The 25,600-nt window shown below is 62.7% G+C and carries 26 protein-coding genes; 11 read left to right on the forward strand and 15 right to left on the reverse strand.

From position 1 onward, the window contains the following. Window positions 1–41: 41 nt before the first annotated feature. The 5 genes from GN300_RS13405 (at window position 42) to GN300_RS13425 (ending at window position 4,324) form a co-directional block, all read left to right on the forward strand. Window positions 42–815, forward strand: a complete 774-nt coding sequence (locus GN300_RS13405; protein WP_003943526.1) for a 2-keto-4-pentenoate hydratase — start codon at window positions 42–44, stop codon at window positions 813–815. Continuing rightward, complete coding sequence (locus GN300_RS13410) at window positions 812–1,264, forward strand: RidA family protein (protein ID WP_063315191.1); 453 nt, start codon at window positions 812–814, stop codon at window positions 1,262–1,264. Before GN300_RS13405 ends, GN300_RS13410 begins: the two co-directional genes overlap by 4 nt. Further along, the gene (locus GN300_RS13415; RefSeq protein ID WP_003943511.1) at window positions 1,261–1,782 is read left to right on the forward strand and encodes a 3-hydroxyanthranilate 3,4-dioxygenase; all 522 of its coding nucleotides are present in this window, start codon (window positions 1,261–1,263) and stop codon (window positions 1,780–1,782) included. The genes GN300_RS13410 and GN300_RS13415 overlap by 4 nt, the downstream gene beginning before the upstream one ends. 3 nt (window positions 1,783–1,785) lie before the next feature. Next, the gene (locus GN300_RS13420) at window positions 1,786–2,781 is read left to right on the forward strand and encodes an amidohydrolase family protein (protein WP_042922846.1); all 996 of its coding nucleotides are present in this window, start codon (window positions 1,786–1,788) and stop codon (window positions 2,779–2,781) included. A gap of 184 nt (window positions 2,782–2,965) precedes the next feature. Then, window positions 2,966–4,324: an MFS transporter gene (locus tag GN300_RS13425; protein ID WP_063315190.1), complete on the forward strand. Its 1,359-nt coding sequence runs from the start codon at window positions 2,966–2,968 to the stop codon at window positions 4,322–4,324. Window positions 4,325–4,382: 58 nt separating this feature from the next. On the opposite strand, the gene GN300_RS13430 is transcribed toward GN300_RS13425, so the two are convergent. The 6 genes from GN300_RS13430 to GN300_RS13455 all read right to left on the reverse strand — a co-directional run bounded on the left by GN300_RS13430 (window position 4,383) and on the right by GN300_RS13455 (window position 9,117). Further along, the gene (locus GN300_RS13430; RefSeq protein ID WP_003943516.1) at window positions 4,383–5,309 is read right to left on the reverse strand and encodes a LysR substrate-binding domain-containing protein; all 927 of its coding nucleotides are present in this window, start codon (window positions 5,307–5,309) and stop codon (window positions 4,383–4,385) included. Window positions 5,310–5,359: 50 nt separating this feature from the next. Continuing rightward, on the reverse strand, window positions 5,360–6,652 hold the full coding sequence (locus GN300_RS13435) for a carboxylesterase family protein (protein ID WP_063315189.1): 1,293 nt from the start codon (window positions 6,650–6,652) through the stop codon (window positions 5,360–5,362). 85 nt (window positions 6,653–6,737) lie between these two features. Then, the gene (locus GN300_RS13440) at window positions 6,738–7,298 is read right to left on the reverse strand and encodes a TetR/AcrR family transcriptional regulator (protein WP_042446684.1); all 561 of its coding nucleotides are present in this window, start codon (window positions 7,296–7,298) and stop codon (window positions 6,738–6,740) included. A 15-nt stretch (window positions 7,299–7,313) separates the two neighbouring features. Next, window positions 7,314–7,784 (reverse strand): nuclear transport factor 2 family protein, encoded by a 471-nt coding sequence (locus GN300_RS13445; RefSeq protein ID WP_007732407.1) that lies wholly within the window; start codon window positions 7,782–7,784, stop codon window positions 7,314–7,316. A gap of 130 nt (window positions 7,785–7,914) precedes the next feature. Continuing rightward, on the reverse strand, window positions 7,915–8,589 hold the full coding sequence (locus tag GN300_RS13450) for a Crp/Fnr family transcriptional regulator (protein WP_003943506.1): 675 nt from the start codon (window positions 8,587–8,589) through the stop codon (window positions 7,915–7,917). Window positions 8,590–8,844: 255 nt separating this feature from the next. Beyond that, window positions 8,845–9,117 (reverse strand): hypothetical protein, encoded by a 273-nt coding sequence (locus GN300_RS13455; protein WP_019746620.1) that lies wholly within the window; start codon window positions 9,115–9,117, stop codon window positions 8,845–8,847. Between the two features lie 80 nt (window positions 9,118–9,197). Here GN300_RS13455 and nth point away from each other — a divergent pair, with 80 nt between their 5' ends. From nth to GN300_RS13475, 4 genes are read left to right on the forward strand one after another with little or no spacing between them, the layout of a single operon-like run. Then, on the forward strand, window positions 9,198–9,983 hold the full coding sequence (gene nth / locus GN300_RS13460; RefSeq protein ID WP_063315188.1) for an endonuclease III: 786 nt from the start codon (window positions 9,198–9,200) through the stop codon (window positions 9,981–9,983). Window positions 9,984–9,989: 6 nt separating this feature from the next. Continuing rightward, window positions 9,990–10,643, forward strand: a complete 654-nt coding sequence (locus GN300_RS13465) for a TlpA disulfide reductase family protein (RefSeq protein ID WP_003943500.1) — start codon at window positions 9,990–9,992, stop codon at window positions 10,641–10,643. Continuing rightward, the gene (locus GN300_RS13470) at window positions 10,640–11,359 is read left to right on the forward strand and encodes a CoA pyrophosphatase (RefSeq protein ID WP_063315187.1); all 720 of its coding nucleotides are present in this window, start codon (window positions 10,640–10,642) and stop codon (window positions 11,357–11,359) included. The genes GN300_RS13465 and GN300_RS13470 overlap by 4 nt, the downstream gene beginning before the upstream one ends. After that, window positions 11,356–12,546 (forward strand): MarP family serine protease, encoded by a 1,191-nt coding sequence (locus GN300_RS13475; RefSeq protein ID WP_003946095.1) that lies wholly within the window; start codon window positions 11,356–11,358, stop codon window positions 12,544–12,546. The genes GN300_RS13470 and GN300_RS13475 overlap by 4 nt, the downstream gene beginning before the upstream one ends. 3 nt (window positions 12,547–12,549) lie before the next feature. Here GN300_RS13475 and GN300_RS13480 read toward each other — a convergent pair whose 3' ends face one another. From GN300_RS13480 to nhaA, 3 genes are read right to left on the reverse strand one after another with little or no spacing between them, the layout of a single operon-like run. Continuing rightward, complete coding sequence (locus GN300_RS13480) at window positions 12,550–13,485, reverse strand: alpha/beta fold hydrolase (RefSeq protein ID WP_007732412.1); 936 nt, start codon at window positions 13,483–13,485, stop codon at window positions 12,550–12,552. A gap of 15 nt (window positions 13,486–13,500) precedes the next feature. Next, window positions 13,501–14,010: a phage holin family protein gene (locus GN300_RS13485; RefSeq protein WP_007732413.1), complete on the reverse strand. Its 510-nt coding sequence runs from the start codon at window positions 14,008–14,010 to the stop codon at window positions 13,501–13,503. Then, window positions 14,007–15,341 carry a Na+/H+ antiporter NhaA gene (gene nhaA, locus GN300_RS13490; RefSeq protein WP_007732414.1) on the reverse strand — a complete coding sequence of 445 codons (1,335 nt, stop codon included), beginning with the start codon at window positions 15,339–15,341 and terminating at the stop codon, window positions 14,007–14,009. The genes GN300_RS13485 and nhaA overlap by 4 nt, the downstream gene beginning before the upstream one ends. 173 nt (window positions 15,342–15,514) lie before the next feature. Here nhaA and GN300_RS13495 point away from each other — a divergent pair, with 173 nt between their 5' ends. Then, complete coding sequence (locus tag GN300_RS13495; protein ID WP_063315960.1) at window positions 15,515–16,906, forward strand: MFS transporter; 1,392 nt, start codon at window positions 15,515–15,517, stop codon at window positions 16,904–16,906. Window positions 16,907–16,961: 55 nt separating this feature from the next. Here GN300_RS13495 and GN300_RS13500 read toward each other — a convergent pair whose 3' ends face one another. From GN300_RS13500 to GN300_RS13520, 5 genes are all read right to left on the reverse strand, one after another. Continuing rightward, on the reverse strand, window positions 16,962–18,647 hold the full coding sequence (locus GN300_RS13500; RefSeq protein ID WP_063315186.1) for a cytosine permease: 1,686 nt from the start codon (window positions 18,645–18,647) through the stop codon (window positions 16,962–16,964). 135 nt (window positions 18,648–18,782) lie between these two features. After that, on the reverse strand, window positions 18,783–19,841 hold the full coding sequence (locus tag GN300_RS13505; RefSeq protein WP_063315185.1) for an AAA family ATPase: 1,059 nt from the start codon (window positions 19,839–19,841) through the stop codon (window positions 18,783–18,785). A 10-nt stretch (window positions 19,842–19,851) separates the two neighbouring features. Beyond that, window positions 19,852–20,889 carry an aliphatic amidase gene (locus GN300_RS13510; protein ID WP_063315184.1) on the reverse strand — a complete coding sequence of 346 codons (1,038 nt, stop codon included), beginning with the start codon at window positions 20,887–20,889 and terminating at the stop codon, window positions 19,852–19,854. Between the two features lie 26 nt (window positions 20,890–20,915). Further along, window positions 20,916–21,536, reverse strand: coding sequence for an AmiS/UreI family transporter (locus GN300_RS13515; RefSeq protein WP_003946099.1), 621 nt, complete (start codon window positions 21,534–21,536; stop codon window positions 20,916–20,918). Between the two features lie 121 nt (window positions 21,537–21,657). Continuing rightward, window positions 21,658–22,737 carry a substrate-binding domain-containing protein gene (locus GN300_RS13520; RefSeq protein ID WP_063315183.1) on the reverse strand — a complete coding sequence of 360 codons (1,080 nt, stop codon included), beginning with the start codon at window positions 22,735–22,737 and terminating at the stop codon, window positions 21,658–21,660. Window positions 22,738–22,844: 107 nt separating this feature from the next. Between GN300_RS13520 and GN300_RS13525 the strand changes: the two genes are divergently transcribed. Beyond that, window positions 22,845–23,270 carry a MarR family transcriptional regulator gene (locus tag GN300_RS13525; protein ID WP_063315182.1) on the forward strand — a complete coding sequence of 142 codons (426 nt, stop codon included), beginning with the start codon at window positions 22,845–22,847 and terminating at the stop codon, window positions 23,268–23,270. Window positions 23,271–23,307: 37 nt separating this feature from the next. On the opposite strand, the gene acs is transcribed toward GN300_RS13525, so the two are convergent. After that, window positions 23,308–25,239: an acetate--CoA ligase gene (acs, locus tag GN300_RS13530; RefSeq protein WP_007732429.1), complete on the reverse strand. Its 1,932-nt coding sequence runs from the start codon at window positions 25,237–25,239 to the stop codon at window positions 23,308–23,310. Between the last annotated feature and the right edge of the window lie 361 nt (window positions 25,240–25,600).

Genomic DNA, 25,600 nt, shown 5'->3' on the forward strand with positions numbered 1-25,600 from the left:
CATCGAAACCGCAAAAGTTTTCCAGAAATGAGCGAGGCGTGATGACAGCCCCCGAAGACACCGTATCCGCGCTCGCGCGTCGCCTCGACGACGCTGCGCAGACGCGCACCGACACCCCGAGCCTCGCCGACGAACACACCATCGACATCGACCAGGCCTACCGGATCCAGAACGAACTCCTCGAACGGCGCACCAGCCGTGGTGAATCGATTGTGGGCATCAAGCTCGGCTTCACGAGCAAAGCGAAGATGGCGCAGATGGGTGTCTCCGAAGTGATCGTCGGTCAGTTGACCGACGCGATGTGCGTGAGCAACGGCGGCGAAGTCGACCTGAGGACGTTCATTCATCCCAAGATCGAACCCGAAGTGGCATACCGCCTGTCGAAGGACGTCGATCTCGACGATCCGAACGTCGACATCGAAACCTGCGTCGACGCACTGGCTCCCGCAATGGAGATCATCGACTCGCGGTACCGCGACTTCCGCTTCACCTACACCGACGTCGTCGCTGACAACACCAGCGCTGCCGGGTACGTGATCGGGAGGTGGCTGCCGCTACAGAACGTCGAAGACCGTTCCGTACGTATGGAAGTCGGCGGCGAGACGGTAGTCGGTTCCACGTCGGCCATTCTCGGCGATCCGGTGCGAGCTCTGCATGCACTGCTCGACATCGCTCGTCGACGCCGAATCCCGTTGCGCGCCGGGCAGGTAATTCTGGCCGGTGCCGCCACAGCAGCTGTGCGACTCGACGAGGGCGTCGCACAGTGCACGATCGACGGACTCGGAACCGTCACGGTGAAAGGTGTGAAGCGATGAGTGGGGCGCAGGTCATCGAGAGGCTGGCGAAGCCGCGCGGAAAGTTCCCCCACGTCAAGGTGGTCGGCGATTTCGTCTATGTCTCCGGGACCAGTTCGCGTCGGCCCGACAACACGTTTGTCGGCGTCGCGGTCGACGAGATGGGGACCACGGCGCTCGACATTCGGGCGCAGACGCGTGCCGTCATCGAGAACATCGCGGCGATTCTCGCCGAAGTGGGTGGAGAACTGAGTGATCTGGTTCAGGTCACCTCCTACCTGGTGTCGATGAACGACTTCGGCGGATACAACGAGGTGTACGCCGAACTGTTCGACGAAAACGGTCCGACGAGAACGACTGTGGCTGTTCACCAGCTGCCCCACCCTCACCTGCTCATCGAAATTTCCGGCGTGGCGTACGTGCCCGCCTCCCGACGCTCGGCGTCCGAAGATACGGAGAATGCATCATGACCACGATTCCTCCCGTCATCGACTTCAAGAAGTGGATCGACGACAACCGCCACCTCCTGCAGCCGCCAGTCAACAATCAGACGATGGCGCTCGGAGACGATTTCATCGTGCAGGTCGTCGGCGGCCCCAACCAGCGGACCGACTACCACCTCGATCCGTACGAGGAGTGGTTCTACCAGCTCGAAGGCGACATCCACGTCAATGTCATGACCGAAGACGGTCCTCAGCGCGTCGACATTCGCGAGGGTGAAACTTGGTTGCTGCCAGGAGACATTCCGCATTCGCCGCAGCGTCCCACCGCGGGCTCGATCGGCCTGGTCATCGAACGCGTCCGCAAGGAAGGCACGCTCGAGAAGTTCCAGTGGTACTGCCTCGAATGCGATCACAAGATTCACGAGGTCGAACTTCAGGTGCGCGACATCGTGGCCGACCTTCCGCCGGTGTTCGTCAAGTTCTACGAGAGCGAAGAAGCCCGCACGTGTGACAAGTGCGGCACGCTCCATCCCGGCAAGGGCTGAGCTATGAGCAACCTGATCGACATCCACACCCACTACGTGCCCAACGGGTGGCCGGATCTGACCGAAGACGCGGGGCCGCAAGCGCCGTGGCTGAAGGTCGAGTCGGAAACCGAAGCAATGATCATGATGGGCACCAAGGAGTTCCGCCGCATCCAGTCCGATGCCTGGGACGCCGAGGTGCGGCTTCGGGACATGGATGCCGACGGCGTGCAGACGCAGGTCGTCTCACCTACTCCGGCGTTCTTCAACTACGGCCGGAGCGGTGAGCAGGCAAGTCGCATTGCACGGATCTTCAACGACCTCGCACTCGAGATCGTGGAGCCGGCGAAGGATCGTTTGATTCCCTTCTGCCAGGTGCCTCTGCAAGACACCGACGCGGCGTGCCGTGAGTTGGAGCGGTGCATCGCGAACGGGCACCGCGGTGTCGAGATCGGCAATCATGTCGGCGATCTGGACCTCGACAGCGAGGGCGTGGTGACGTTCCTGCAGCACTGCGCGTCGCTGGACGTGCCGGTATTCGTGCACCCGTGGGACATGGCCAACTCTCCGCGCCTCGATCGCTGGATGGCGCAGTGGCTCACTGCGATGCCGGCCGAAACGCACCTGTCGATACTCGCACTGATTCTCGGTGGGGTGTTCGACAAGATCGACGATCGTCTCAAGATCGGATTTGCGCACGGTGGTGGATCTTTCGCGTTCTGGTTGGGACGGATGGAAAACGCCTGGCACGGCCGCAACGACATCATCGGTACGTCGCAGTTCCCGCCGTCGCACTACCTGGGAAGGTTCTACGTGGATTCCGTCGTCTTCGACGAGCGTGCGCTGCGACTGTTGGTGGACACGGTGGGGGTGGACCGTGTGATGGTGGGTAGTGATTACCCGTACCCCTTGGGGGAGCGTCCGGTCGGTGAGGTGGTTCGCAAGAGTGAGTTCTTGGACGATACTGCGCGCCAACTGATTTCGCGGGGGAATGCCGAACGCTTCCTGGGTCTCGTCTGAGGCCCCGGCTATACCTTTTCCGGTATGGCGGACGGTGAATTCGGCATTTGTGAGTCATGTCTCGAGCGAGCACAATTCCAAACACAACGATCGACGACGCTCGTGATACCGACAATCCCGAAGACGGGGTCGGTGACTACAGACTTCATCGTCCGCCTGCCCCATCCAATCGATAGGTTCCGCGATGTCAGACAAGATATCCAACAGCACTACGAGCGACGGAAAGCCGTTGCCGGAGAAAGCGGCCCGTAGCCGAGTTGCCATGGCAACCCTGGCCGGCACAACTCTCGAATGGTACGACTTCTTCCTCTACGGCACAGCCGCCGCGTTGATCTTCAACAAACAATTCTTCCCGAGCCTGAGCCCCACGGCCGGCACGCTGGCTGCCTTCAGCACCTTCGCCGTCGGGTTCATTGCACGGCCGGTGGGTGGACTCGTGTTCGGGCACTTCGGTGACCGGATCGGGCGCAAGGCCACGCTCGTGGTCTCATTGGTGATGATGGGCATCGGGTCCACACTCATCGGCCTCATCCCGAACTACGACTCCATCGGTTTCTGGGCGCCCGTCCTCCTGGTGGCGATGCGCGTCGTTCAGGGCATCGGTCTGGGCGGTGAAGGCGCCGGCGCGACACTCATGTCGATGGAGCACGCGCCGGCGGGGCAGAAGAATCTCTATGCAGGTTTCCCTCAGATGGGCACACCCGCCGGACTGGTTCTCGCCAACGGCATCTTCCTGACGACCAACGCCGTGATGTCGGACTCGGCATTCGCTTCGTGGGGTTGGCGAATCCCGTTCCTGCTCAGCTTCGTTCTGGTGGCGATCGGTCTGGTGATTCGCCTGCGCGTCACCGAGTCGCCGTCATTCGCCGGGATCATGGAGAAGGGCGAAATAGTCCGCTTCCCGCTGCGTGAGTCGCTCAAGGTCGGCTTCCCCCGTTTGTCTCTCACGCTTGCCGCGTGCTTGGCGAACTCCGCCGTGGCGTACGCCTTCATGGTGTTCACCCTGTCGTACGGAACTCAACATCTGGGCTACGACAAGCAATTCCTGGTGCTCAGCGTGACCGCGGCAGCAGTCCTGTGGTTCCTTTCCATCCCGTTCTGGACAAAGATCGCCGACAAGTACGGGCGTCGGCACATGTTCATCGGCGGATCTGCCGCAATCCTGTTGTGGTGCATCGTGTTCTTCCCGCTCCTCAACACCGAGAACAAAATGGTCGCCGTCATCGCGTTCCTGGGCATGGGCCTGATCGTTCCGGTCACACATTGTGTCCAGGGCAGCATCATCGCCGATACCTTCCCGGCCAAGGTCCGCTATTCCGGCTCGTCTCTGATCCTCCAGAGCGGTGCAATTCTCGGCGGTGGACTGGCACCGATGATCGCCACGGCTCTGCTCGACGCCACCGGATCTTCGGTCGGTGTGACCTGGTATCTCGCCGGGGTGTGCACGATCAGCCTGGTCGGCGCCATCGCACTGTTCAAGATTGTCCCCGATTCGTCGCTGGGCTTGGAGCACGAGGAGATTCGCGTCTCCGAAAACGCCTGAGTCCTGGTTGATCCGACATCGGCCCGTTCCCTCTGGAGGGAACGGGCCGATCGGCGTTTCACGGTCGCATGAGCTCAGTTGCAAAGGACTCCAGCGTCGCGATCAGGGCCTGCGCGGACGGACTCGACGTGCGAGTCGCCGACGAGGTGATGCCGACGCTGTGCCCGATCGGATCGAGTGTGATGGACAGGGTGGTCAAGCGCGCATCGTCGCGGGGGATGAGGCTCGGTAGTACCGCGATCATGTCGGTCTCGACCAGTAGCTGACGCACGGTGAGGAAAGAGGTTGCCTCGACCCGATTTTCGGGCAACGGCAAGCCGTTGCGGGCGAAGAACTCCTCGAGTTCGCGGCGGAGCACTGTCTCGACCCCGGGAAGGATCCAGGGGAAGCCGCGTAGTTCTTCGAGTTGGACGTCCTCGCGGTGAGCGAGCGGGTGATCTACGCGGGTGACGAGTTCGACGGATTCGGCGTAGAGGTTCCGTCTTGTCGCGGTGTCATCGGTAGGTGAGGTGAGCCGGCCGACGATCAGGTCGATTCGGCCCGCTTCCAGATCGGTGAGCAACTGCTCTGGCGTACCTTCGCGCACGACGACGGTGAGCAACGGGTGGTGAACCTTCAGGCGCGCGATAGCGCCGGGAAGCAGCACGTTGGATCCGGCGAGATGTGTTCCCACGATGACGGTTCCGCGATTGGCGTCGGCAAGTTCGACGACGTGTCGCCCGGCTTCGGTCAGCTGCGCGATCACGGCCCGTGCATGAGTTGTGAAGGCCTCGCCGAAAATGGTCGGGGTGATGCCGCGAGGGCCGCGGTCGAAGAGCGAGACGCCGAGAATGGACTCGATGTCGTGCAGACTCCGAGTCGCGACAGGTTGCGTGATGTGAAGTGCGGCAGCGGCGCCGACCACACTGCCCTGACGGCTCAATGCGTCGACGAGCAGGAGATGGCGGAGTTTGAGTCGCCCGTCGAGGAGCTTGGGCATGTCCATGGAGCAATCCTAGACGGGATTTCTCCGGGTGGGTAGGCGCCCGAAGTTGCTCAGGAGAAGGTGATTCCGATCGATTGGGACGAGGTGTACTTCTCCCAGGTTTCGCTGCTGTCCGGACTTCCCGTGTGCGCAAACGACGTCCAGTGCCGGCGTATCCGACGGCCCAGTGCGTCGATGCTCTGCCAGTCGCTGCTGCCCAGCATCGGTGAGCCCTGCCAGGACTGCTCGGTTCCCAACACGAAGGGTAGTTCTATGCAGTGAGTTGCTCCGAAGACGTCGTCCGTCGGTGCCCAGTCGAAGCGGTACGTGTACACCGACGCGCCGGCCGCTGTGAAGGTCTCGGCCAGCTCCATTGCCGGTTCGGCAAACATGTTCTGTGTCAGTGCCTTTTCGGCGACGTGTTCGGGATCGGGTACTCCCGCTACGTCGCGCACGAAAGCAGATCCCTCCTCTCGGGTGTATCCCACGATGACGTCAGGCGCTGTTTCGAAAGTTCGGATCACCGGTTCCAGTTCGGAGATCGGCGCGAAGGGCGGTTGCACGACATTGGGGGACCGCCGGCTGAACTCGACAGCCGTGCCGCGGAATGCGTCGAGAATGTGGGAGAGCGGTGCGGTCCGAGGATCTCCGTCGAGCAGTCGGGCAAACGTCTCCCCGTTCTCGATCGCGGCAGCCTGCGTGAAGTTGAGGTCCGGCCGTGGGGTGCTCTGCAGAATTGCTCGATGGAACAGGGTTCGAGAGTTGTTACTGCTCAACAGATTCACAATGGAATGGGCGCCGGCCGACTGCCCGAATACGGTGACCGAGTCTGGGTCGCCGCCGAATGCCTCGATGTTCTCGCGCACCCACTCGAGCGCCGCGATCTGATCGTGTACCCCGAGATTGCCTTCGCTGACGCCGTCGAGGAGGAGGTATCCGAGCACGCCGACGCGATAGTTGACCGACACCACGACGACGTCGCCCTCGGCTGACAAAGCGCCGCCGTCGTACCAGGGGAGTGAGCCGCCGCCACTGGAGTACCCGCCACCGTGAAGCCACACCATCACCGGGCGATGACCGGTCAGCGACGGGGTTGTGACGGTGACGGTGAAGCTGTCCTCGCTGTGCCCCGGTTCGGGGAGCGGTGGCCCCATGATGCGTTCGAGTCGTGAAGGTGGTTGGGGGAAGACCGTTCCAAGCGCTGTGGCGTCGAAGACGTCGGAGAACGGTTCCACCGGTCGCGGCTTCTCGAAGCGCGGTGCGCTGGCGTAGGGGATCGCACCGAAGTAGTAGGAACCGTCACGCTTTCGGCCGCGGACCTTCCCCGAAGGGGTGGATGCGATCACCGTCTCGAACGAGGGCATGGGTTCCTTTCTTCTTGTGCATGCTTTTTCGAGCATGCCAGGTGGATGCCGCGGCACAAATGCCTTTGTGGTCGTGCGGTATGCGTTACGGCGTGAGTGCCTGTACCAGTCGATCTTCGAGTCGCGTCGTCACTCGGCTGTATACGGAACCGTCGTCCAGGGCCCGGGACATCACGATCGCCCCTTGGATCCCGGCCACGGCTTCTTCGGCGAGTCCGATGGAATCTTCGGCACCGACGAGTGCCGCCTCGAGAGCCGCTGTCCATTCGTCGAAGTATGTTCGGACCCTGGCGCCGAAGCGGTTTCGCTCTTCACCGAGTGCAAATGCGCCGAACAGGCAAATGCGTTGCCCTGACCGAAAGTAGTCGCCCGCGGTAGCGAACATGCTCTGGATGCGCTGCCTCGGTGGAACCGATTCTGCTCGAAGAGGTTCGAAGACTTCGGCGCGAAACCATCCGTCGACCTCGTCGAGTACGGCCTCGGCCATCTCTTCCTTCCCGCGCGGAAAGAAGTTGTAGAGACTGCCTTTGCCTAAACCGGTGTGTTCGGTGATGACGGCCAGGCTTGCTCCGTCGAACCCGTAGGTTCGAAACACGTTTGCGAGAGCGGGAATCGTGTCCGAGCGTTCAGCTACCTGTCTGGCCATGGATTCATCCTTTCATCACAGACCCAACTCGCTCAGGCCCGGATGATCGTGCGGGCGTGGTCCGGTCGGATCCCAGAAGAACTTTCGCTCGGACTCCTCGATGGGAACGTCGTTGATGCTGGCATGACGGTGGTGCATGAGTCCGTCGGCGTCGAATTCCCAGTTCTCGTTGCCGTAGGAGCGGAACCACTGCCCGTCGTGATCGTGCCACTCGTACGCGAATCGCACGGCGATGCGGTCGTCGCTGTGTGCCCACAACTCTTTGATCAACCGGTAGTCCAGTTCGCGGGTCCACTTCTCGGTCAGAAGTTCGACGATCTCGGATCGGCCGGTGACGAACGTCGACCGATTACGCCACCAACTGTCCGGCGTGTAGGCCAGCGACACCTTGTGCGGGTCGCGTGAGTTCCATCCGTCCTCGGCGAGGCGGACCTTCTGGACGGCAGTTTCGTGAGTGAAGGGCGGAATCGGTGCTCGGACGGTCATTGCGGGGCCTCTCGATCAGATATGTACCTATCGGTACAGACTTTACCGATAGGTACAACAAGAGTCCAGTGAACGACTTCGGCCGCCCCCACCGAAGCGGGAGCGGCCGAAAGAGTCGAACCGGAAGAAACTAGCGCGCGCGACGAGCGAGACGCTCGGAATCCGAGATCAGGACGCTCTTGCCTTCGAGGCGAAGCCATCCGCGGTGTGCGAAATCAGCGAGCGCCTTGTTGACGGTCTCGCGGGAAGCGCCGACGAGCTGGGCGATCTCTTCCTGCGTGAGGTCGTGAGTGACGCGCAGGGCGCCACCTTCCTGAGTGCCGAAGCGCTGCGCGAGCTGCAGGAGCGCCTTGGCGACACGGCCGGGAACGTCCGTGAAGATCAGGTCGGCCAGGGTGTTGTTGGTACGACGCAGACGGCGGGCGAGAACGCGCAGAAGCTGCTCGGCGATCTCGGGGCGCTGCTGGATCCATGCCTTGAGAGCGTCGCGGTCCATGCTCACGGCGCGAACCTCGGTGACGGTCGTAGCCGTCGAGGTGCGGGGGCCGGGGTCGAAGATGGACAGTTCGCCGAACATGTCGGACGGGCCCATGATCGTCAGCAGGTTCTCGCGACCGTCGGGTGAGCGTCGACCGATCTTCACCTTGCCGGACACGATGATGTACAGGCGGTCACCGGGTTCACCTTCGTTGAAGATGACATGTCCACGGGGGAAGTCGACGGGCTGCAGCTGCTTTGTCAGCGCCGCTACCGCTGAGGGCTCGACTCCTTGGAAGATGCCGGCTCTTGCCAGGACGTCGTCCACGTGCGCTCCTTGTTGGGATTTGTTCGTTTGTGGTGTCATTTTTGCGCTATCTATCTTTGTACCCGCGCTGCGCACAAACCGTCGTACACAGGCTCAGCCCTCATGAGTGAGACACTGTGTCCAATGCAATCTGTGTTCAATGCAACAGGTACGGCATCGAAGTCTACGTCCCGTTAGCTCGCGACGAGTGATTGATGCCACGTAAGAGCCGAAAATTCTTCCGGAATCCGCTGCGGTGACTACTTTGTATGGCCGTCAACTTGCCCGTTGTGTCCGGATTTCGCCCAGGCTGGCGCTCTCGGGAGCCTCCGACTGACGGCCCTTACGCTTCCGGTGGAAGCGGGCGAACGCATGGGGAAACCCATCGCTTGCCAGGCGGGCGACGTCGTCGTGACTTGCCTGGTCGAGGAAGTCTTCTACTTCATGCTCTTGGACCGAGAGCCGACGCAATCGCCCTTCGACTCGTTCCATCGCCAGGGCAAAGAGCATAAGCAGTAGCGGAAAGAGAATTACTGCGAGTCCTTGCATAGGGGGAAGTAAACACGTCGAAGGTCTCAGAATCGACACGACGGAGTCTCCACTCATGTCGTATCCGTACAGTTGTCTGAGTGCAGACCACCCCGACAGGCAGTTCAGAGCAGCGGAAGAAACCGCGTTCGGGGGTTGCGCGGAAGGAAGAATCACACCTCGGATTGGTACGCCGGGCGCGTCGGATGAATCGTGAGCTCGCTGTGGCTTTCCCACACGTGTACTGCGAACTCGACTTCACGACTCCGTTGGAACTGGCAGTGGCGACAATCCTGTCGGCGCAATGCACCGACGTCCGCGTCAACATGGTCACGCCGGCACTCTTCGCCCGTTATCCCGACGCAAAGGCATACGCGGAAGCCGATCGGACCGAACTCGAGGAGTACATCCGCTCCACCGGCTTCTACCGGAACAAGACGACGTCGCTGATCGGACTCGGTCAGGCGCTACTCGAACGCCACGACGGGCAGGTCCCGAACAAGCTCGAAGATCTGGTGAAACTCCCAGGCATCGGACGCAAGACCGCGAACGTCGTGCTGGGCAATGCCTTCGACATTCCGGGAATCACCGTCGACACCCACTTCGGTCGGCTCGTGCGTCGGTGGAAGTGGACCGAGGAAGAAGATGCCGTCAAAGTGGAACACGCCGTCGGGGCACTGATCGAACGTAAGGAATGGACTCTGCTCTCGCATCGCGTGATCTTTCACGGCCGACGGGTCTGCCACGCGCGCAAGCCCGCGTGCGGTGTGTGTGTTCTGGCCAAGGACTGCCCGTCGTACGGTCTCGGCCCGACCGACAAAACCGAGGCCGCGGCCCTGGTGAAAGGCCCCGAGACCGATCATCTGCTCGCCCTGGCAGGGTTGTGATCGCCGATGACAAGTGCCGGAAGATGGTCTCTCGCTGCGCTCGTGGTCGTCGCGGCTCTCGTCGTGGCGATCTGGCCGCGCGGGGGAGACGACACGACGCCCACGTCGACGGGCCCGTCCTCGTCCGCGTATCAGCCGCCGACGTTCACTCCGTCGTCGGAATCGCTCGATCAACTCCGTAGCCAGGCGGCTCTGGCCTCCTGCCCGACTCCGACCGGCGAAGCGCCTGCCGGCTCGGCTCTCGCCGGAATCACCCTCGACTGCGTCTCCGACGGAGCGCCCGTCGACCTTGCCGCAGCGGTGGGCGGAAAGCCGACCCTGCTCAATCTGTGGGCGTACTGGTGCGCGCCATGCGCCGAAGAGCTTCCGTACCTTCAGGAATTCGCGGAGCGCGCCGACGGCAGCATCAACGTGCTGACCGTGCATTCGGATCCGAATCAGGAGAACGCTTTGACGCGACTCATCGACTACTCGGTGCGTTTGCCCGGCGTCCAGGACGGTGACGGCAAGGTACGGATCGCAGTGGGCGCACCGCCGGTGCTGCCGGTGTCGGTGCTCGTGCGCGCGGATGGAACAGTCGCCAAGGTCTTGCCCCAACCCTTCCGCAGTGCGGACGAGATCGCCGCCGCTGCGGCGCAATATCTGGGAGTCGTCGTATGAGTACACCGGTTCCCGAGTGGTTGCGCGCTGTCGCCAGCACCCAGCCCACCGATCCCCATCGGATCAACCCAGTCCTCGCGCGTCGCGCGCCGCGCGGCACCGTGACGCGTCCGGCCGCGGTGCTCGTGCTCTTCGGCGGACCGCGTGAGGCAGACCCTCTCGCCGTCGGCGGCTTGCCGGAGGGCGCAGACGTCCTGCTGACCCAACGGGCGTCGACGATGCGTCAGCACAGCGGACAGGTCGCATTCCCCGGCGGTGCCGCCGATCCGGGCGACGACGGCCCCGTCGGCACCGCGCTGCGTGAAGCGCAGGAGGAGACCGGGCTCGATCCGAGCGGAGTTCAGCCCCTCACCGTGCTGCCGGAGATCTTCATCCCGCCGTCGGGTTTCGACGTGACGCCGGTGCTCGGCTACTGGGAGCAGCCGACGACGGTGGGCATTCAGGACGAGGGCGAGGTCGGACGGGTGGCCAGGGTGCCGCTGCGCACGTTGCTCGACCCAGACAACCGGTTTCAGGTTCGACATCCCCTCGGGTACCAGGGCCCGGCGTTCCGCGCCGACGGCATGCTGGTCTGGGGGTTCACAGCAGGAATCCTCGCGGCGCTGTTCACGGTGTCGGGCTGGGAGATTCCGTGGAACTACGAGGACGTGAGAGACCTGGACACAGCGCTGTCCGAGTTCGGTGAAGGTGTCGAGGATTCGGCGGTGCCGCGATGACAGGTTCTCGTTGGGTGGACATCGCCATCGTTCTGGTTGCCCTCATCGCGGCCACGTCCGGATGGCGTCAGGGCGCGGTGGCGTCGGCGCTGGCGTTCGTCGGCGTGATCCTCGGTGCCGTCGCCGGGATTCTGTTGGCGCCGCACCTGCTCGTGCACGTCACCGAAGGCAAGCTGCGCATCCTCGCGGGCATCTCGCTGATCGTCGTGTTGGTCATCATCGGCGAGGTCGCCGGCATGGTGCTCGGACGCGCGGCGCGCAGCGGAATGCACAGTCCGACGGCGCGATCCGTCGACAGCGTCATCGGTGCGGGTCTACAGGCGGTGGCTGTCGTGGTCGCGGCGTGGTTGCTCGCGATTCCGCTCACTTCCTCGTCGCAGCCGAATATTGCCGCCGCTGTTCGTGGTTCGGACGTTCTCGCCAGCGTGGACGAAGTGGCGCCGCAGTGGCTGCGCCGCATCCCGACCGAGTTCTCGGCGCTGCTCGACACCTCCGGCCTGCCTGACGTCATCGGCCCGTTCGGGCGCACGCCCATCACCGAGGTCGAAGCACCCGACGCGAGCGTTCTCGCCAGTCCGTTGGCGGCGCAGTTGCGTCCGAGTGTTCTCCGCATCAACGGCGTCGCACCGAGTTGCCAGCGCGCGCTCGAGGGATCCGGATTCATCGTCGCCCCCGAACGCGTCATGACCAACGCCCACGTGGTTGCCGGAACCGAGAGCATCACCGTGGACACCATGGAGGGCGCACTGCCCGCGCAGGTGGTGCTCTTCGACTCCGCCGTGGACATCGCGATTCTGGCGGTTCCCGGATTGGACGCGCCGGTGCTGCCGTTCGCTCCGGAGCAGGCTCGGACCGGTGACAACGCGTTGGTGCTCGGTTACCCCGGCGGTGGTCCGTACACGGCCAGCGCAGCCCGCGTTCGTGAGGTCCTGAACCTGAACGGGCCGGACATCTACAAGGCCGGAACCACCCAGCGTGAGGTCTACACCGTGCGCGGATCCATCCGGCAGGGCAACTCGGGTGGACCGATGGTCGATGATCAGGGGCGGGTCCTCGGCGTCGTGTTCGGTGCTGCCGTCGACGACAGTGACACCGGATTCGTCCTCACCGCGCAGGAAGTCTCGCGCCAGTTGAACGCGGCTGCCTCGGCATCGACGCCCGTACCGACGGGCGCGTGCATCCTGTAGCGGTCACTTCTCCGTAAGGAGGAAGTCCCCGAGTTCGCGATTGACGCGCTCGGGGGCTTCCTGATGCGCGTAATGACCGACTCCGGCAATGGTGCGCAGTTTCTCGCCGGGAGCCCAGTGCTTGTCGCGACGCACAGTACGGGTGAGCACGTACGGGTCGAGTTCGCCGTGAATCTGGACGATCGGAATGCGAAGAACCTGATCCATCAAACGCATGAAACGTCGGCCCTCGGGGCGGAGCTGGCTGCGGAAGGCCCAACGCTGGTACTCCAACGTGGAATGCGCGACGCCCGGGATCCGGATCGCGGACCGCATCTTGCTCATGACGTCTGCGAATTCGGGTTGCTGCGGCCAGGTGGGGCCGGACCGCGAGCGAACCAGACGCTCCACTTCGGCGCCGTTGTCGGCCGTCAACCGACGTTCCGGGCGTAGCGGTACCTGATAGGCCAGGAACGAGGGCAAAAGCGCGCGGCGCTGATAGGGGTCGCGGACGACTGCTTTCTTGAGCGCCATCGGGTGTGGTGACGAGATCAGCGCTATCGACCGCACCAGGCGTGGATGCAGGAGCGCGGTCGCCCAGCACACCAACCCGCCGTCGGCATGACCGATCAGCGTGGCCTTGCCGTAACCCATCGCACGAATGAGGCCGGCTACGTCACCGGCGAGCGTCCAACCGTCGTAGCCGCGAGGGGGCTTGTCGGAATCGCCGTACCCACGAAGGTCCATCGCGACGACGCGGAATCCCTGCTCCGACAGTGCCGTCAACTGATGGCGCCAGGACCACCAGAAATCGGCGAATCCGTGCAACAGGACCACCAACGGAGCATCCGGCTCCGCGTCGCCTACCTCGACGACGTGAAACCGGATGCCGTTGGCGTGAATGTCCCGGTGAATCCAGGGGCCGTCGAACCTGACGGTGGATGGATCTGGGGCTGCCACTTTCGATCAGACTCGCTACCGGCGCGCGTTGAAATCGACAGACGGCTTTGCGTCGTCATGGCTGCCGGGGATGACGTTCTTGGCCTGCTTGAGCGATTCGATCGTCTTCTCCGGAGCCCTCAACTTGCGCACGCGCAGATAACCGAGCAGCGCCAGAATCGCGGTGGTCACCACCATGATCAGGAAGACGATGAGGAACGCCAGCCAGCGCGGCACCCAGGTGTCGAGCATCTCGGCCAGGAAGAAAAAGAAGAAGAACGAGCTGAACAGCAGAACCGTGAAGGCCAGGATGAAGAAGACGCTGCCCTGCAGACCCTTCTTGACCTCGCCCGTCACCTCGGCCTTGGCAAGTTCGACCTCGGCGCGCACGAGGGTGGAGACCTGTGCGGTCGCGTCCTTGACGAGGGCCCCGATGGTGGCCTCGCCCGGCGTGCGGGCGTCCACATCGGTGAGAGGGATGGAAGAGACCGTGTTCGGTACTCCATCTCCGGTGAAGCGCTGGCTCTCTCCGTTGGTCAAGCTCACTTGTCGACCTCTCCAGGTAGTTCTCTCGCGTCCGTGGCAATGGCGGTGGAAGCGTCGTCTCGAGCCGCATGAACTCGTCCACGTCGCCACAGCAGCGCTGATCCGATCAGCGATGCCACCAACGATGTCACGAGAACTGCGGCCTTCGCTATCTCGGCCTCGCTGCCATCGCCGACCCCGTCCAATGCGAGGTCTGCTACAAGCAGGCTAACGGTGAACCCGATGCCACCGAGAACTGAGAGGGCAAACATGTCTCTCAATTCCAGTGTCTTGGGTTTGGTTGCTATCCCCAATTTGATCGCGAGCAGGGAAATTCCGAAGATTCCGACGGTTTTGCCGACCAGAAGACCGACGACGACCGATTGCCCTACTGGGTCGGTGAAAATGTCGCCGAGTACCGCCGCGTTGATCGGAACACCGGAGGCGAACAGTGCGAAGACGGGGACACAGAAGCCTGCGGAGTAAGGCTGAATGCGGTGCTCGAGACGGCTACCGGGCGCGTACTCCTCGTCCGGATCGCGCCTCACCCGGGTGAGTAAGCCGAGCGCGACGCCCGCGAGTGTGGCGTGTATCCCCGCTTCGTGCATCGCGTACCAGGTCAGTAGTGCCAGCGGGACGTAGAGGAACGGCGTCGTGATGCGTTTGTGTTGGGCGTAGGCGTAGGCAGCCAGGGCTGCGGCCGCGGTCAGCAGCCACAACATCGCGAGGGAACCGGTGAACAGTACGGCGATGAGGATGATCGCGAGCAGATCGTCGACGACGGCCAGGCTGAGCAGGAAAACTCGGGCGCTCGCCGGGATCTTCGAGCCGGTCAGCGCGAGCACGCCGAGGGCAAAAGCGATGTCCGTCGCGACGGGAATGGCCCAGCCCTTGTCCATGCCGGGCGTGCCGAAACCGATGGACGCCGCGATGATCGCGGGAACCAGGACGCCGCCGCACGCCGCGATGATCGGGAGCATCGCGGCTTTGCGGTCCGCGAGTTCGCCGACCACCAGTTCACGTTTGAGTTCGAGGCCGGCGACGAAGAAGAAGACGGCAAGCAGTCCGTCCTGCGCCCACGTGCCCAAGCTGAGGTCGAGATGGAGTGCGGACGGACCGATCTGGAAGTCACGTAGTGCGATGTAACTCTCACCGAAAGGAGAGTTCACCCAGATCAGAGCGAGGGCGGCAGCGATCAGGAGGATCGATCCGCCCACCGTTTCGGTGCGGAGGTAGCGGGACAGTTCGGAACGCAGGGTGGAGATCACGCGTGGGGACGACCTTTGTTCGTGCAACCGAATTCGGATGCAACAGACATGAACGTGATCGACGTTGTGACGCATCGAATGCACGTGCCGACCAGACTTCCCGGCTCACCTTTACGGAATTTTATCGCGGATTGCCCGCTGAGCCGAATTCGCGAACCGAATTTGCGTCGGAAAACCCCGCGGGTGTTCAATTCCTACTGATTGGGACACTATCCCACCAATTGGACATCTTTCGTATAACGGCGCAGGAGCATGTTTTGAGTACGTCAGTCAGTGAGAATCCACCCAAGCCGGAGGGCGGCGACGCAGATACCGTCGCCGGAGTGCCGCGCAGCCGAATCGTGGTCGCCAGCATGGTGGGTACGTCCATCGAGTTCTACGACTTCTACATCTATGCAACAGCGGCAGTATCGGTGTTCCCGCACCTGTTCTTCCCGAAGGGCAACGACACCACCGCGCTTCTCGCGTCGTTGGCGACGTTCGGACTCGCGTTCGTCGCCCGTCCCCTCGGTTCGATTCTCTTCGGACACTTCGGTGACCGCGTCGGACGCAAGGCAACTCTGGTCGGCTCGCTGCTGACGATGGGCATCGCGACCTTCCTCATCGGACTGCTGCCCACTTATCACCAGATCGGACTGCTGGCCCCGGCGTTGTTGGCGCTCATGCGTTTCTGCCAGGGTCTCGGGCTCGGCGGCGAATGGTCGGGTGCGGCGCTGCTCGCGACCGAGACAGCCAAGGAAGGCAAGCGGGCCTGGGCGGCGATGTGGCCGCAACTCGGTGCGCCCATCGGCTTCTTCATGGCCAACGGACTGTTCCTGATCATCACGTTGTTCATGAACCACGACAATTCCAGCCCGGACCTCGAGGGCGCCTTCCTGAGCTGGGGATGGCGAATTCCGTTCCTGCTCAGCGCAATCATGGTGATGATCGGCCTGTACGTCCGGCTCAAGCTCGAGGAAACCCCGGTGTTCGCGCGTGCAGTCGAGCGCGGCGAGAAGGTCAAGACTCCGGTCGCCGAGGTATTCAAGACCAGCTGGCGTCAGCTGATCGTCGGTACGTTCGTGATGCTCGCGACGTACACGCTGTTCTACATCATGACCACCTGGGTTCTCAGCCACGGAACCGGCAAGACGCCGGCCGACGGTGGAACCGGTGCGGGCTTCAAGTACACCGATTTCCTTGTCCTGCAGTTGATCGCAGTCGTGTTCTTCGCTGCCGCCGTGCCGGTCTCGGGTTGGCTCGCCGACCGTTACGGGCGTCGTATCACCTTGCTGATCATCACCGGTCTGATCATGGTGTTCGGCTTGACCTTCGGTGTCTTCCTCGAACCGGACGGAATGAACGACGGTCGCATGTTGGCGTTCCTCATCGTGGGCATGCTGCTCATGGGCCTGACCTTCGGCCCGATGAGTGCCGTTCTCCCGGAACTCTTCCCGACCAACGTCCGCTACACGGGCTCGGGAATCGCGTACAACACGGCCAGCATTCTGGGCGCAGCGGTGGCGCCGTTCATCGCCGTCTACCTCGCGAAGAACTACGGCGTCGGTTGGGTCGGCATCTATCTTCTCGTAGCGGCGACGCTGACTTTTGTCGCGCTGCTGGTCATGCGTGAGACGAAGGGTGAGTCGCTCGACGATGTAGGGGCATAACCCTGCTGTGCGCCTTTATTAACCCCCGGCGGTTAATAAAGGCGCACAGCAGTTGTCAGGGAAGCTGAGCAGGCAGGACGTGCTCACCGGTCTTGTCGGTGCTCAAGGCCAGGGAGCTGATGTACTGCTTCTCGCCGTTCGGACCGGGCACGTTCGACGCGAGCATGTCGGGACGCTCGAATTCGATTCCGCTGACGCAGCACAGAAGCGTTTCACCGGAGGGGTTCCCGTACTCGTCGAACATCGGCAGATCGATGCCGTCGTCGGTGCGTCGTAGGTAGTACTTTCCCTTGGTGGCGACGGCCAGGACCGGCGGCATCACCAGCGCGATGACGATTGCGACGATCGGGGAGAACGGCTTGATCGCCGAACCGAAAGCACCGAAGAACACCAGGATCGAAATGCCCGCGGCCAGCAGCATCGACACGAAGCCGACGGGGTTGACGTCGTAGAGCATCCCGCGTCGGAACTCGGGGACTTTCGGGGAGAGCTTCAACCAGTACTTGTTGATCGCGATGTCCGAGGCGACGACCACGACCCAGGCGATACCGCAGTTGGCGTAGAAGCCCAGGATCGTGTTGAGGAAGTCGAACATGTTGGCTTCCATCAAGATCAGTGCGATCGCCAGGTTGACCAGAACGAAGACCATGCGTCCGGGGTAGGTCTTGGTGACGCGGGTGTACGAGTTGGTCCAGGCCAGTGAGCCGGAGTACGCGTTGGTGACGTTGATCTTGATCTGGCTGATGACAACGAGGATCACGGCCAGCGTCATGGCCAGCCAGTGCGGCATCATGTCCTGGTAGATCTCGAGGAACTGGTGCACGGGTTGGTTGGCGATCGAAGATCCGTCGACGACGTTCGCGATGATGTACACAGCGAGGAACAGTCCGACGATCTGCTTGAACGCGCCGAAGATGACCCAGCCGGGCCCCGCGAGAATTACTGCAGCCCACCAACGACGGGTGTTCTCCGGCGTCTTGGGCGGCATGAAGCGTAGGTAGTCGATCTGCTCGGCGATCTGTGCGATCAGCGACAAGCAGACACCCGCGGCCAGCATCACCGATCCGAAGTTGACGCCCTTGCCGTTTGCGCCGTCCTCACCGCCGAAGGCGAAGAACGCGCTCACCGAATCAGGGTGCTTGAACAGCAGATACAGGAACGGCAGCACCATCATGGCGAGCCACAGAGGCGTCGTCCACACTTGGAGCTTTGCCAGAGCCTTCATTCCGTAGATGACCAGTGGAATGACCATCAGGGTCGAGACCGCGTAGCCGATCGAGAGTGGGATCCCGAGCCCCAGTTTCAAACCCTGGGCCATGATGGAACCCTCGAGCGCGAAGAAGATGAAGGTGAACGTCGCGAAGATGACGTTGGTGACCACCGAGCCGTAGTAGCCGAAACCGCTTCCGCGAGTGATCAAATCGAGGTCGATATTGTATCGCGCGGCATAGTAGGCGAGTGGGAAGCCGGTCGCCATGATGACGACGGCAAACACGGCGATGCCCAGAAGTGCGTTACCGGTGCCGTACGAGATGCCGATGTTGGCGCCGATCGAGAAGTCTGCGAGATACGCGATTCCGCCGAGCGCGGAGGTCGCGACGACGCCGGTTCCCCATTTGCGGTAGCTGCGTGGCGCAAATCGGAGGGTGTAGTCCTCCAGCGTCTCCTTCAGTGCGGCGTTCTCACCGAGATCTGCCCTGTCCGGTGCGCCGGCGGACACCTGCTCGTTCACTGCTGTCATGACGTCACTTCCCCTGGGTGCCTGTGCATGTGCACTTTGTGGTGCAGGCACCCAACCTAGGGAGGTGGCGTTACGCGGACATGTTTGAAATGTGTCGCCCACGTTGCGGATTCGATCCGCAACGTGAGCGAGCACTCATGGGACTTTCTTTACCTGTATCTGATCACCAACTGCCCGCGCCTGCAAGGCGAGTGGTTGCGTCCCGACCGGCCGAAGGTCGAGAACGGCGGCGGCCACCGGGTCGGCCAAGACGTTCCGGATGGTGCGGCGCAGGCCACGTGCTCCGTACACCGGGTCGAACCCGCGCCGTTGCAACAGGGCGACGGCGCAGTCCTCTACCTCGACGTCGATGCCTCTCCTGGCCAACCGAGTCGTGATCAGTTCGATCTCGAGACGGGTCACTTGTTCCGCGGTCTGTTCGTCGAACTCGTCGAGGATCACGGTTTCGTCGATGCGGTTGAAGAATTCGGGGTCGAAGAACTTCTCCAACGCGCGTTGCACCAGATGATGACCATGGCGCGGTCGATCGATCCGGACGCGATCGGCGAGCTGCCGCAGGTGGGATCGCCGACGTTCTGCCACCGCAGCAGAGCCGAGATTCGAGGTCAGGAACACGTAGCTGTTGCGGAACGAGATCTTCTGCTGACCGTTCGCCAACCGGAGTTCGCCGTTGTCGAGGACCTGCAGGAGCGCACGCAGCACGGTGGGGTCGGCCTTCTCCACTTCGTCGAACAGGACGATTCCGGGGGTGTACGGATCGCCCTCGACGGTGTTCTTGTCGAACAGCGTGAAGGACTCCTTGCTACCGGCATATCCAGGTGGAGCCCCGGAGAACGACGCCGCATAATGCTCTTGCGCAAGAGCATTCATGTCGATGCGGCACAGATCATCGGGTCCTGACCGTAGTTCTGCGGCCACGCGCCGCACCAATTCCGTCTTGCCGACGCCGGTCGGGCCAACGAGAAGGATGTTGGCGAGCGGACGCGTCGGATCCGTGGCACCGACATGCGCGATCGAAATCGCACGAACCACTGCGTCGACGGCGGCCTGTTGTCCGACGATCTTGGAACTCAGGGCTTTCGAGAGCTTGCGAGCGTCGAAGGCCCCGACCGGTACGGGTTCGGTTCGTTCCTCGGCCGGCGGTGGTGCTGCTGCACTGTTCCGGTCATGGAGCATGTCGGTGATATAAGGCACAGTGAGATCCTTACGCTTCGATTGTCTTCTCGACCGGCAGGTTTCCGACGCGACAATCCGCTACACCCACTGTGTCTCGGGTGATGGCCTCGACGCGTTCCTGAGCCTTCTGGGCGTCGGTGACCCACAGCTTGTAGAACTCGAACGGGCAGTCCGCGACGCCCTTGTCTCCGTCACCTGCTGCGTGGACACCGGAGTAGCCGCGATGGAGGAGTTTGAAGATGTGGTTCTGGGACTGATCGTTCTCGCGTGCGTCGCGAATGGCTGAGACGGAAAGCTGCGCGTACTGGATTCCGTATTCTTCTTCGCCGGTTTCACCCAGCGTCCGGCCGTCGAATCCGATGATCGCGGAGTGTCCGAAGTAGGAGTAGACGCCGTCGAATCCGGCCGCATTGGCAACTGCCACATAACAATTGTTGGCCCAGGCCATTGCCTTGGACATCATCACCTGCTGGTCCTTGGCGGGGTACATGTACCCCTGGCAACGGACGATCAGTTCTGCACCCTTCATCGCGCAGTCGCGCCAGATCTCCGGGTAGTTGCCGTCGTCGCAGATGATGAGCGAGATCTTCAGCCCCTTCGGGCCTTCGGTGACATACGTCGTGTCTCCCGGGTACCACCCTTCGATGGGGCACCAGGGCAGGATCTTTCGGTACCTCTGAACGATCTCGCCCTTGTTGTCGATGAGGATCAACGTGTTGTACGGGGGCTTGTTCGGGTGGTCTTCGTGCTGTTCGCCGGTGATGGAGAAGATTCCCCACGTGTTGGCTTCGCGGCACGCTGCGGAGAAGATCGCGGTCTCGTCGCCCGGGATGGTGGCTGCTGTCGCGTACATCTCCTCCTCGTTGTACATGATTCCCTGCGTGGAGTATTCGGGGAAGACCACCAGATCCATTCCGGGGAGGCCGGTCTTCATGCCGATCATCATGTCGGCGATCTTGCGCGCGTTCTCGAGGACACCGGCGCGATCGTGCAGGCGGGGCATCTTGTAGTTGACCACTGCTACGCCGACCGTGTCGTTGCTCGAGGAGATGTCACCGTGTCGCATTGTCTTTCACTCCTTGGTTGTGTCGATCAGTTGAAGACTGGACGGGATTGGGGTACTGCGGTTTTGGGTGCAGCGAGGATCTTGGCCAGGCCCAGGAGAACCAGAAGCGCTCCGGCCCAACCGGCCGCGACGGCGGGTGTGGTGTGGAAGTTGTCGGTCAGGATCAGAAATGCGGGGACCGTGCACGTGGGCTGGCTCAGAAGGACCGCTGCCCAGCCGGTGAAGCGACTGAGATTCTCGCGGCCGAGCCCGAGTACCAGGAAGAACAGCGTCCACAGCGCTGCCCATGCGAGCCAGATGACCCCGAAGACTGGGTCGTTGCTCACTGTGAAAGAGAGGAAGGAGTACACGAGCGCGGCGCACGCGACGAACAGCGAGAACCACCCGATTCCTTCCGGCTCGAAGCCGGCGAGATTGCTGATGCCCACGTAGAGATAGGTGAATCCGAACAGGTAGAGCCCTGAGGCCGCCAGGACGGCACTCGAATCTCCCTGAGCCTGAATCAACATGACGGTGGGGACGACGCATTGAAGTGCGCCGACGAAGAGGTTGAGGACCGAGGCGGATCGAACGGGAACTGTGCCGAGCAGCATCAGTCCGTTGACGAAGAGGACGGCTCCCACGTAAAGCAAACCAACACTGCCCATCGGGCACCTCCGGTTACTTCGGGACGGTTACTTCGGGACGGTTACTTTCAAATGAAATGATTCCAAATGAAACTAAGTGATGCGCGCCACAGAAGTCAAGAGGGAGATCTCAGGGAAAATCTCAGAGCGTTGCGATGATCGAGAAGTCGAGTCCGTCGGCGACGGCGAGCTGAATCTTCTGCCGTGCAACACGATCACGAAACTCGACGGTTCCGCGAGGCCCGTCGTACGCGGCACCCTCGACGACGGCGTCCAGGTCACGCGGATGTGTGCTGTCGGCGCGTCGAACCAGGGCCGAAAGGGTATGTATCCCTTCGTAACACGACTCGGCAGCGTTGTTCAGTGCCGGAGCGTGCGCGCCGTGCAGTGCGATGTAGCGCCCGAGCAGGTCCATGGAGTTACCGTCGACCATCGAGCGGAAGTACGCCGCCGAGGCAAACAGGTTCCGGGTTGCGCGGGGGCCGCTCGCGAGCAGCATGTTTTCTTCCATCAACGGGCTGAACCGGATCATCGACTCGTCGAGGCCTCGGCGGGCGAAGGCTCGGTTGAAGTCGACGGCGTCCTGCCCGACGAGGAGCATGATCACGCCGTCGCAACCGGAGTTCGAGACGGTCTCGACCAACTGCTTCATGTTTCCGCGCCCGAGGTCGACAAACGAACCGCCGACCAGGCTGAGATCGAGTTCGGTGGCGAATTGCCTCACGGCTCCGAGAGAGCTGTGCGGCCAGATGTAGTCGTCCCCGACGACAAACCACTTACGCGCTCCGACGTTGTCGCGCAGCCACTTCAGCGCCGGCGCGATCTGCTGACGTGGTGTCTCACCCGAGCAGTAGATGCCGGGCCTGACCTCGCCGCCCTCGTAGAGCGAGGTGTACGAGTACGGAATACGGCCTGCGACCACCGGTGCGAGTGCGTGGCGGACCGAGGAGATGTGCCAACCGCTGACGGCGTCGATGTCACCGGCGTCGAGTAGTTGTCCCACGCGGGCGGCGACGACGCTCGGCGAAGCGCCGCCGTCGATCACTTCGATCTGGACTTCGCGTCCCAGCACGCCACCGGAGTTGTTGAGGTCGCGGGCGGCCAACTCGCTGATTGCTTCGCAGGAGGGGCCGAACAGTCCGGCCGGCCCCTGAAGGGGAACCACCATGCCCAGGCGCCACACCGCGCTGCGCGCGCGTTCGAGCGCGCCGGTAGCGCTCATGCGTCGCCGCCGGAATCGGGAGTCAGCGGCCTGGCCTGGGTTACTATCATTTCATTTGAAAGTATTGCCCGAGAAGTGTGAACTGCGCAACAGCGGGGGAGCGATCAGTGGGAAAAAGTGACTCCGGAATTCTTGATGCGTCGCTGACGACTGCGCTGGTCCGAGCAGCTCGAATGGCCGCGGCAGCGGCGGAGAAGGCGCTGGCGGCAGAGAATCTCACTCTTGATCACTGGATGACGCTCGAAGCCCTGGCGTCGACCGAGGGGCTGACGATGGCTGAGCTGCGCGATCGAACGGGAACACCGGCTCCGACCCTGACGCGAGTTGCGGACAAGTTGGTCTCGCTCGCGCTCATCTACCGCGAAGTCGGGGAGGACGACCGTCGGAAGATACGCGTGTTTCTCTCCTCGCGCGGAAAGTCCTTGCACAAGAGGGTTGCCGCAGACATCCGCGTAGCCGAGGAGTCCTGGCTGACGTCGAAAGAGGAAGTGAAGTTGCGAGAGGGGCTTCGCCCCTGTGTGCCTTTCCGGTAGTGGGGACTACCAAAAAGGCGCACAGGGGCCGAAGGCCCTACTTGCCGCGGATGGCGTCGAATACCTTGGGGTCGACCAGGGTCGAGGTGTCTCCGAGGTCGCGGCCTTCGGCGACGTCGCGCAGGAGGCGGCGCATGATCTTGCCGGACCGGGTCTTCGGCAGTTCCGGCACGATCGTGATCTGACGCGGTTTGGCGATGGGGCTGATGTCGGTGGAGACCTGAGCCTTGAGTTCGGCGATGAGGACGTCGCCGGTGTTCTCGACGCCTTCACGGAGGATGACGAACGCGACGATGCCCTGTCCGGTGGTCTCGTCGGCGGCACCGACGACGGCGGCTTCGGCGACTCCGTGATGGTTCACCAGTGCTGATTCCACTTCGGAGGTGGAGATGCGGTGACCGGAGACGTTCATGACGTCGTCGACGCGTCCGAGGACCCAGAGTGCGCCGTCGTCGTCGTACTTGGCGCCGTCACCGGCGAAGTACCAGCCTTCTTCGGCGTAGCGGGACCAGTAGGTGTCGCGGTAGCGGTCCATGTCGCCCCAGATGCCGCGGAGCATCGCCGGCCACGGCTCGTCGAGGACGAGGTAGCCGTTGCCGCCGGGGCCGAGGGGCTTGGCGTCGTCGTCGACGATCTTCGCGGAGATACCGGGCAGTGGGGCCATCGCGGATCCGGGTTTGGTGGCGGTGATACCGGGGAGTGGGGAGATCATGATCGCGCCGGTCTCGGTCTGCCACCAGGTGTCGACGATGGGGGCTTTGTTGCCGCCGATGACCTCTCGGAACCAGCGCCACGCTTCGGGGTTGATGGGCTCGCCCACAGATCCGAGGAGGCGGATCGAGGACAGGTCATGGGCGTCGGGGATCTCGCGGCCCCACTTCATGAACGTCCGCACGAGGGTGGGTGCGGTGTAGTAGATGGAGACGCCGTACTTCTCGATGATGTCGAAGTGGCGGTGCTCGTTCGGGGAGTTGGGGGTGCCTTCGTAGACGACCTGGGTGACGCCGTTCGAGAGGGGTCCGTAGACGATGTAGGAGTGTCCGGTGACCCAGCCGATGTCGGCGGTGCACCAGTAGACGTCTTGTCCCGCTTTGTGATCGAAGACGTTGTGGTGGGTGTACGAGGCCTGGGTGAGGTAGCCGCCGGAGGTGTGGATGATGCCCTTGGGCTTTCCGGTGGTGCCGGAGGTGTAGAGAATGAACAGGGGATGTTCGGCGTCGAAGGCCTGCGCCTCGTGCTCGGGTGAGGCCTGTGCGACGGTTTCGTGCCACCACAGGTCGCGGCCGTCGGTCCAGTCGACGTCGATGCCGGTCCGGTTGACCACCAACACGTTCTGGACGGATTCGGCGCCGGCGACGGATTCGTCGACCGCTGTTTTGATGGGTGCTGCTGCGCCGCGTCGCCACTGCCCGTCGACGGTGACGACGAGTTTGGCTTGGGCGTCGTCGATGCGCGAGCGTAGGGCGGTGGCGGAGAATCCGGCGAAGACGACCGAGTGGGTCAGGCCGAGGCGGGCGCAGGCGAGCATGGTGACGATCGCTTCGGGGATCATCGGCATGTAGATCGCGACGCGGTCACCGGCGACGAGGCCGAGGTCGGTGAAAGTGTTTGCGGCGCGGCTGACTTCGGCGAGGAGGTCGTTGTAGGTCAGGTCGCGGGAATCGCCTGGTTCGCCTTCGAAGTGGATGGCGACGCGGTCGCCGTTGCCGGCGAGGACGTGGCGGTCGACGCAGTTGTAGGCGACGTTGAGTTTTCCGCCGACGAACCACTTGGCGACGGGGGCGTCGGTCCAGTCGAGGACGTCGGTCCATTTCTCGTGCCAGTGAAGGCGCTCAGCCTGATTCGCCCAGAAAGCGAGGCGGTCGGTATCTGCGGCAGCCTGCAACTCCGGTCCCGCGTTGGCGGCCGCAGCGAACTCTGCGCTCGGCGGATATGCCTGGGGGACGTCTGTTTCGGCTGCGCTTGTCATGGCTGACGGCCTTCTTTCCACTTTGATCGACACTTTTCTGACTCCGTGTGAGGGTAGTCACAAGCTCGCGTAAACGCACCGTTGCATCACGTTGCAACCCGTTGTCCTGCGACGATCGGTCGAATTGATGCGACGGGTGGTCGCTTCCGCCGACGAGTGAATGGGCGCGGACAGATTTCCCTCGGAATTGCGGACAATGGGTGCGATGCGCGCCCCGCGTCGGATGTGTCTATTGTCAAACCATTATTCGACCACAACTCGAAGTCACGTTCACTTTCAGTTGTAGGCGACACGACGCCGGCAGTTACGGCTGTCGGCAGGCCGCGAGCATGCTCGGGGTCACTTAGATGTGGAAGGAATT

Origin of the sequence: Rhodococcus sp. Ni2 (assembly GCF_021352185.1) — a bacterium.
GTDB lineage: Bacteria > Actinomycetota > Actinomycetes > Mycobacteriales > Mycobacteriaceae > Rhodococcus_F > Rhodococcus_F qingshengii.

Coding starts and splice junctions, on each gene's coding strand:
- GN300_RS13425 (WP_063315190.1), top strand. CDS start 2,966: ATGTCAGACAAGATATCCAACAGCACTACGAGCGACGGAAAGCCGTTG.
- GN300_RS13470 (WP_063315187.1), top strand. CDS start 10,640: ATGAGTACACCGGTTCCCGAGTGGTTGCGCGCTGTCGCCAGCACCCAG.
- GN300_RS13410 (WP_063315191.1), top strand. CDS start 812: ATGAGTGGGGCGCAGGTCATCGAGAGGCTGGCGAAGCCGCGCGGAAAG.
- GN300_RS13440 (WP_042446684.1), bottom strand. CDS start 7,298: ATGGCCAGACAGGTAGCTGAACGCTCGGACACGATTCCCGCTCTCGCA.
- GN300_RS13500 (WP_063315186.1), bottom strand. CDS start 18,647: ATGACAGCAGTGAACGAGCAGGTGTCCGCCGGCGCACCGGACAGGGCA.
- GN300_RS13455 (WP_019746620.1), bottom strand. CDS start 9,117: ATGCAAGGACTCGCAGTAATTCTCTTTCCGCTACTGCTTATGCTCTTT.
- GN300_RS13510 (WP_063315184.1), bottom strand. CDS start 20,889: ATGCGACACGGTGACATCTCCTCGAGCAACGACACGGTCGGCGTAGCA.
- GN300_RS13515 (WP_003946099.1), bottom strand. CDS start 21,536: ATGGGCAGTGTTGGTTTGCTTTACGTGGGAGCCGTCCTCTTCGTCAAC.
- GN300_RS13405 (WP_003943526.1), top strand. CDS start 42: ATGACAGCCCCCGAAGACACCGTATCCGCGCTCGCGCGTCGCCTCGAC.
- GN300_RS13465 (WP_003943500.1), top strand. CDS start 9,990: ATGACAAGTGCCGGAAGATGGTCTCTCGCTGCGCTCGTGGTCGTCGCG.
- GN300_RS13415 (WP_003943511.1), top strand. CDS start 1,261: ATGACCACGATTCCTCCCGTCATCGACTTCAAGAAGTGGATCGACGAC.
- GN300_RS13430 (WP_003943516.1), bottom strand. CDS start 5,309: ATGGACATGCCCAAGCTCCTCGACGGGCGACTCAAACTCCGCCATCTC.
- GN300_RS13445 (WP_007732407.1), bottom strand. CDS start 7,784: ATGACCGTCCGAGCACCGATTCCGCCCTTCACTCACGAAACTGCCGTC.
- GN300_RS13420 (WP_042922846.1), top strand. CDS start 1,786: ATGAGCAACCTGATCGACATCCACACCCACTACGTGCCCAACGGGTGG.
- acs (WP_007732429.1), bottom strand. CDS start 25,239: ATGACAAGCGCAGCCGAAACAGACGTCCCCCAGGCATATCCGCCGAGC.
- GN300_RS13435 (WP_063315189.1), bottom strand. CDS start 6,652: ATGCCCTCGTTCGAGACGGTGATCGCATCCACCCCTTCGGGGAAGGTC.
- GN300_RS13520 (WP_063315183.1), bottom strand. CDS start 22,737: ATGAGCGCTACCGGCGCGCTCGAACGCGCGCGCAGCGCGGTGTGGCGC.
- GN300_RS13475 (WP_003946095.1), top strand. CDS start 11,356: ATGACAGGTTCTCGTTGGGTGGACATCGCCATCGTTCTGGTTGCCCTC.